Consider the following 6,749-nt stretch of genomic DNA (forward strand, 5'->3'; position numbering starts at 1 on the left):
CAATTTACTTCATCGAAAATATTGCCAGATAATTTAACCAACACCAATTAATGAACCCTGGAATATAACATCGTCGCTATTCTTGGATATATTAGCTAATTGACTAATATTTTCTAACTCGATTGCGGGAGTAGTTCGTTTAATTAAACCAGTTAAAACTTTACCGGGACCGACTTCGATCGCTTTTTCCACACCCACATCTGGCAATTTTAACATAATTTCTCGCCAGCGAACCGAGCTAGTCATCTGCTGGATCAGATATTTTTTTAATTGTTCCCCGTCCTGGGTAGGATTGCTCGGATCGACATTAGAAATCACGGGAACTTTCGCTTTTTGGAAATTAACTAATTCTAAAATCTGCCGAAACTGAATAGCGGCATTTTCCATCAAGGGAGAGTGAAAAGCACCAGATACTTTTAACTGCATAACCCGTTTAACTTTCACTTGACCTAATACCAAATCCACCGCTTCAGGAGTCCCAGAAATCACCACTTGTTCGGCACTATTATCATTAGCAATAACCACATTTTCCGTCTGATTAACCACTGTCTCTAGACTGGTGCGATCAAATTTCATTAAGGCGGCCATTTTACCACCTTCGGCCGCATCCATCAAACGGGAACGGTTTTGAACTAGATTTAATCCTGTTTCAAAATTAAACACCCTGGCCGCATACAAAGCGGAATATTCACCGAGACTATGACCAGCAACTAGATCGGGAAAATGACCTTTTTCTTGTAACAAATCCGCTAAGATACTCTCCACCACAAATAAACAAGGTTGAGTATAAAGAGTACGAGATAGGGTTTCTTCATCCCCTTGACATTTTTCTAAGACCGACCAACCGAGGATTTTTTCTGCTCTTTCTAATCTCTCTTGGCCAAGCGCACTTTCCGCTAAATCTCCAATCATTCCTAACGCTTGCGATCCTTGTCCCGGGAATATCCACGCTGTTTTCATAAGTTCTTAAAATAGATAGATAGATGTGTTTGGGTCAGTTATCAGTTATCAGTTATCAGTTATCAGTTATCAGATGTGAGTTTTTAGTTTACTGATCACTGGTTACTGGTTACTGATCACTGAATTAATCTCCCCAACGGAAGATAATCCCACCCCAAGTTAAACCGGCACCAAAGCCAGAAGAAGCAATAATATCACCTTTTTTGACCTTACCACTCCTGACAGCTTCATCGAGGGCTAGAGGAATCGAGGCCGCGGAAGTGTTGCCATACTCGCTGAGATTGCTGATCACTTTTTCCGGAGGCAGTTTCAGGCGCTCGCTCACCGCGTCCATAATTCTTTGATTAGCTTGGTGCAAAACTAGCCAATCGATGTCACTGGTGGTTAAATTAGCCCGATAGAGAGCTTTTTCGATGACCTCTGGCACTTTCGCCACGGCAAAACGATAGACTTCCCGTCCGTTCATCCTTAGGGGCGTATAGGTCCCTTTTTGAACGCTTACCCCCTGCTTAAGGGGCAATTCTTCCCCCTGATAGGCGAGATTGAGAGAACCATTCTGGCTGCCGTCGCTATGGAGTTCAAAACCGAGAATGTTATCTTTTGTATCATTTGCTTGACAAAGTACCGCCCCTGCCCCATCTCCAAAGAGGACACAGGTAGCGCGATCGTTCCAATCCACCCAACGGGAGAGAACATCGGCCCCGATAACCAAGACATTGCGGTAAGTACCAGTACGGATAAACTGGGTGGCGGTGACTAATCCCACCAGAAAACCCGAACAGGCGGCGGTGAGATCAAAAGCGATCGCCCGATTGGCCCCGATCTGACTTTGAACTTGGGCGGCACTACCGAACAGATCATCGGGGGTAGAAGTAGCCAAGAGAATCAGATCGATGTCCCTAGGCGACACCTGAGCCATTTCCAGAGCCTTAATCGCCGCTTGGGCTGCTAATTGGCTCAAAGACACCGATTGATCCGCTAAATGGCGTTTACCGATGCCTGTACGACTTTTAATCCACTCATCGGAAGTCTCGACAATTTGGCTGAGTTCTTCATTACTAAGAAATTGCGCTGGTGTGGCCGATCCACAACCGGTAATGACGACTGCTGCCCCGAATCCGTTCAAAATATTCCCCCTTTTTCAGTTATCAGTTATCAGTTATCAGTTATCAGTTATCAGTGGCAAGTGGCAAGTGGCAAGTGGCAAGTGGCAAGTGGCAAGTGGGGAAGTGGGGAAGTGGGGAAGTGGAGCATTTGGCTGAAATTTCCCTAAACCCCTAAACCCCTAAACCCCTAAACCCCTAAACCCCTATCTCCTGTCTCCTTTCTCCTGACTCCCGACGACCGACGGCTTCAAGATGGCTAACAGCTTAATCTTCACTGTTCACCGACAACTTTTTTAATTGATGATGGTGGTCATTGTAGGCTTGAATGCGCTCAGAAACGCGATTATCGACGGCATTTTTCGCCTGTCGGATGGCGTTAAAAATTGAAGGTGCTTGGGAACTGCCGTGACTGATCACACAGACCCCATCGACTCCAAATAACAGCGCACCGCCGTGTTCTGCATGATCCATGCGTTGTTTAATCTGTTTAAGATTGGGTTTAATTAAAGCCGTCCCCACTTTACCCTGTATCCCCCTAGGTAATTCTTCTTTGAGAATTTGTAGGATAACTCCTCCCACCGCTTCGGCAAATTTTAACAGGACATTACCGACAAAACCATCGCAGACGATCACATCAAATTGTCCCGATAGCACATCCCGGCCCTCAGCATTGCCGATAAAGGGAATTTGCTGGTTATTTTCTAATAATTCGTAGGTTTTTAGGGCGAGATCGTTACCTTTGCTGGCTTCTTCACCGATATTGAGTAAACCGACTTTCGGATCTTCAACACCCATAACGTATTTACTGTAAATTGTCCCCATTAGGGCAAACTGCTCTAAATATTTGGGTTTACAGTCCACATTCGCCCCGACATCGAGGATAATAACTGATTTACCCGCCAACATCGTCGGCAGCACCGCACCGATCGCTGGGCGATCGATTCCTTTTAAACGACCCAAACGCAGTAACGCCGCCGCCATGGCTGCCCCGGAGTGACCGGCGGCCACCACTGCATCGGCGCGATTTTGTTTGACTAAATCCATGGCCACATTAATCGAGGCCGCTGGTTTGCGACGGATAGCGGTGATCGGCTCTTCGTCCATAGCCACCACTTCCTCTGCGTGGACGATCGTGAGATTCTTGGGACGGGGATGATGCTGGAAATAAGCCTCAATCCGTTCAGAATCGCCGACTAATAATACTTCTACATCTAATTCTTCGGAAGCTCGCATCGATCCCGCGATGATCTCGTTGGGAGCGTGGTCACCTCCCATCGCATCTACCGCGATTCTTGCCCGATTTAATGCCGTTTCTGCCATTGAGTCAGTGGGATAGAAATCTTTAATAAGTTGAGCGGCAGCTCTTGAGAAAAGCTGGCCGATCGAGGATTAGTGTTTTCTGATCGAGCAATTGTTAAAAATTACCAATCATCTCTATACAATAAGGCATCATTGCGATTAAGGAAAAGATGTTCTCAGTTTTTAATTTGGCAGTTTTCGGCTTTCTCTTCGGTTGGCTGGGGGGACAATCCCAACCGATCGCCAATATTCCCCTAATTTCTTGGCAAAATCAGCCTATTTTTGACCTTCCCACCGCTCCCGATCCCCGGGTGGCGGCGATCGTGGCCGATTATCTGCAAGACTTGACTAAAAAAGGTTTAAACTCTCGTCAACAACGGGTCTTAATTGAGACGGAATGGGCTGATTTAGCCGATCATCAGGGTAATCTACCCGCTTCGGGGGCTTCATTGACTAAAATCGCCACTACTCTCGCCGCCGTGGAAACCTGGCCTCTCGATCATCGTTTTGCTACTCGTTTTTACAGCACGGGAGAGGTAAAAAACGGGGTGTTAGAGGGAGATTTAATTATTGAAGGGGAAGGGGATCCGCTTTTTGTCTGGGAAGAAGCGATCGCAGTGGGCAACGGCCTCGATCAATTAGGCATCCGTCAGGTCAAAGGCGATCTGATCATTACGGGTCAATTCGCCATGAATTTTCAAACCGATCCCCTCAAAGCGGGAGAATTGCTAAAAATTGGGCTTGATCAATCGAAATGGTCAAAAGAAACCCAAAAAGCTTTTCAGAGTCTTCCTAGCGGCACACAAGCCCCACAGGTGAAGATTTTGGGCATGGTTCGAGCCAGTCAAATTCGCCCCGAAAATGCCCGATTATTGTTGGGTCATCAGTCCTTAACTTTAACGGAACTGTTGCGTCAAATGAATATTTATAGTAACAACGTCATGTCAGAAATGTTAGCGGAACTGCTCGGTGGTCCGGCGGCAGTGGACGCAATTAATACTAAAATTACTGGGGTAGGAGCGGAGGAAATTCAATTAATTAATGGTTCGGGATTGGGGGTAGAAAATCGCTTGTCTCCCCGGGCAGTTATTGAGATTCTGAAAGCATTGGATCGCAAGTTAGCCAATCAACCGATCAAAGTAGCTGATTTATTTCCGGTGGGGGGACGCGATACCAAAGGAACTATGCAGTGGCGGGCCATTCCTAAAGGAGTGATGATTAAAACTGGAACTTTAGCCCAAGTTAGCGCCTTAGCCGGAGAAATTCCCACCCAAGAAAGGGGTAAAGTTTGGTTTGTAATTATGAATGCTGGTAGTAGCAATATCGAGGGATTCAGAAATCAGCAGGATCGGGTGTTACAAGATTTAGATCAACACTGGCAAATTCTCCCGGAAGCTACTAAAGGATCGATTCCTGAAAGATCCTTTCTAGGTGATCCCAGTCGAATAAGTCAAGGTTTCTAGAATTGATTGGCTAAGAGGTTATGGTGATGAGCGAATCTGATCGAAGGGAGGGCGTACACTATGGGTCCTCACCAATCATACTGGCTGCAATGTAGGGGCGCAAAGCTTGCGCCCAAGCCGAATTTTTAAGGATAAAAACACATTTGCGGTAAACCAAGGGATTCTTCCCAACCCATCATGAGATTGAGACATTGTACCGCTTGTCCCGATTGTCCCTTAACTAAATTATCAATCGCTGACATTACTATCACTCGATCGGTTCTCGGATCCACTTCAATGCCGAGATAACATAAATTAGTACCACAAGCCCATTTAGTTTGTGGATAGACTCCCCCCGGTAGGATTTTGACAAAGGGAGAAGTGCGATAAAAAGCATTGTAGATAGTGATTAAATCATCCCGCACTAGATTAGGATCCCGTAAAGTTGCATAGACTGTGGACAGGATACCCCGAACCATGGGCATTAAATGGGGAGTAAACTGGACGCGCACCTCATGACCGGCTAAATCACCGCAAATCTGCTCGATTTCAGGAGTATGACGGTGTTTTCCCGCTACATTATAGGCCCCGATCGAACTATCTGCTTCTGCCAATAACATATTAATCTTAGCTTGTCTTCCTCCCCCCGAAGTTCCCGATTTGGCATCAATAATCGTGGTTTCCGGGACAATTAAACCCTGTTTTAACAGGGGAGAAATCGCCATTAAACTAGCAGTAGGATAACATCCGGGGCAACCGATCAAAGAGGCATTTTTAATATCTTCCCGATAAAGTTCTGGTAAACCGTACACAGCCGTAGATGCGATCGCTTGATCCTGACGTTCCTTGCCATACCATTTACTATAGGTTTCTAGGCTAGTAAAACGATAATCTGCCGACAGATCCAAAACTTTACACCCTTTAGCGAGCAAAGGAGGGGCTAAATCACAGGCTAAACCATTGGGTAAACCCAAGAAAACCACTTGACAACGGGAGGCAATTATCTCTAAATCGATCGCCTCCACATTAAGATTAATGCTATGACCGAGATGGGGATATAAATCACTGTAGGGTTTTCCGGCGCTACTATCGCCCCCCAGATAGGCTAATTCTACTAAGGGATGTTCTTTGAGCAAACGTACCAACTGTACGCCACCATATCCGGAAGCGCCGACAATACCCACTGAAACCTTCTGTTCTTGCGTCATTTCCCTTATTCCTAAAAATTCTTATCGTTAATATAACGCTTTAGTATGGCTGAATTTTAGCCTAACCAGTGGGATTTAAATCAAAAAACTTCCTTTGACATACTCCCACCGTCAAGCTGCGCTGTGACGGGGGATTCTTGACCTATCACTATCGGAAATTCCTTATTCAAGGAGACAGCTTAGATTCTCAATGTCTCCACTGAAAATCTTTCTTGCCGGACTCTGCCAAGGCGTTTGGGTCGGTTCCTGTTTGCCCAACAGTACCGTTGACACTTCGACTTCGCTCAGTGTCAATGCCGAGTCTTCGACGGTGAGCAAAGTCGAACCGCGAAGTGGCCCCCGAAGCTCCGTCGAAGGGTCGAGGCATTGAGATAATTTCCCAAATATTTCAACCCTTTTTTAAGAATGTTGATTGCTGCGTTATGATCCCTATCTAATATTAAATCCGGTTATTAAAAACTGATTATTTATTTTCCCTCTTGCCTCTTGCCTATCTTCACTAGGAAATTAATTTTGCACGACTACATATCTAACCACCTCTTGCCTCTTGACTCTTGCCTATCTTCACTAGGAAATTAATTTTGCACGACTACTTAGGGTCTGCTGAAAAAGTTTGTTGGTGGGGGCAGGGTGTGGGGTGTGGGGTGTGGGGTGTAGGGTTTTACCGATTTTGAGGTAGTCAGTTACCTAATTTTCAGGGAAAAAGTACCTGAATTTTACCCCCGATCCCTCCA

The 6,749-nt window shown here is 45.8% G+C and carries 5 protein-coding genes and 1 pseudogene; 1 reads left to right on the top strand and 5 read right to left on the bottom strand.

All coding sequences use genetic code 11. From position 1 onward, the window contains the following. Positions 1-33: 33 nt before the first annotated feature. The 3 genes from fabD to plsX all read right to left on the bottom strand — a co-directional run bounded on the left by fabD (position 34) and on the right by plsX (position 3,386). On the bottom strand, positions 34-960 hold the full coding sequence (fabD, locus tag IM496_RS21805; protein ID WP_287663315.1) for an ACP S-malonyltransferase: 927 nt from the start codon (positions 958-960) through the stop codon (positions 34-36). A gap of 124 nt (positions 961-1,084) precedes the next feature. Continuing rightward, a complete protein-coding gene (locus IM496_RS21810; RefSeq protein ID WP_194015943.1) occupies positions 1,085-2,086 on the bottom strand; it encodes a beta-ketoacyl-ACP synthase 3 in 1,002 nt (333 codons plus the stop codon). 244 nt (positions 2,087-2,330) lie between these two features. Continuing rightward, positions 2,331-3,386 (bottom strand): phosphate acyltransferase PlsX, encoded by a 1,056-nt coding sequence (plsX, locus tag IM496_RS21815; RefSeq protein WP_194018101.1) that lies wholly within the window; start codon positions 3,384-3,386, stop codon positions 2,331-2,333. A 149-nt stretch (positions 3,387-3,535) separates the two neighbouring features. Here plsX and IM496_RS21820 point away from each other — a divergent pair, with 149 nt between their 5' ends. After that, complete coding sequence (locus IM496_RS21820; protein WP_194018099.1) at positions 3,536-4,828, top strand: D-alanyl-D-alanine carboxypeptidase; 1,293 nt, start codon at positions 3,536-3,538, stop codon at positions 4,826-4,828. 125 nt (positions 4,829-4,953) lie between these two features. Here the strand turns inward: IM496_RS21820 and argC are convergent, their stop codons facing one another. Together argC and IM496_RS22805 are read right to left on the bottom strand one after the other, a co-directional pair. Further along, the gene (gene argC, locus IM496_RS21825; RefSeq protein WP_287663317.1) at positions 4,954-6,015 is read right to left on the bottom strand and encodes an N-acetyl-gamma-glutamyl-phosphate reductase; all 1,062 of its coding nucleotides are present in this window, start codon (positions 6,013-6,015) and stop codon (positions 4,954-4,956) included. Positions 6,016-6,177: 162 nt separating this feature from the next. Beyond that, positions 6,178-6,455: pseudogene (locus IM496_RS22805) on the bottom strand (hypothetical protein); the annotation flags it as partial. Between the last annotated feature and the right edge of the window lie 294 nt (positions 6,456-6,749).

Source organism: Microcystis sp. M049S2 (assembly GCF_020245625.1).
Classification (GTDB): Bacteria; Cyanobacteriota; Cyanobacteriia; order Cyanobacteriales; family Microcystaceae; genus Microcystis; species Microcystis ichthyoblabe_A.

Bases quoted from the DNA above. Each gene is read 5' to 3' on its own strand.
- fabD (WP_287663315.1), bottom strand. From the start codon at position 960: ATGAAAACAGCGTGGATATTCCCGGGACAAGGATCGCAAGCGTTAGGA.
- plsX (WP_194018101.1), bottom strand. From the start codon at position 3,386: ATGGCAGAAACGGCATTAAATCGGGCAAGAATCGCGGTAGATGCGATG.
- IM496_RS21820 (WP_194018099.1), top strand. From the start codon at position 3,536: ATGTTCTCAGTTTTTAATTTGGCAGTTTTCGGCTTTCTCTTCGGTTGG.
- argC (WP_287663317.1), bottom strand. From the start codon at position 6,015: ATGACGCAAGAACAGAAGGTTTCAGTGGGTATTGTCGGCGCTTCCGGA.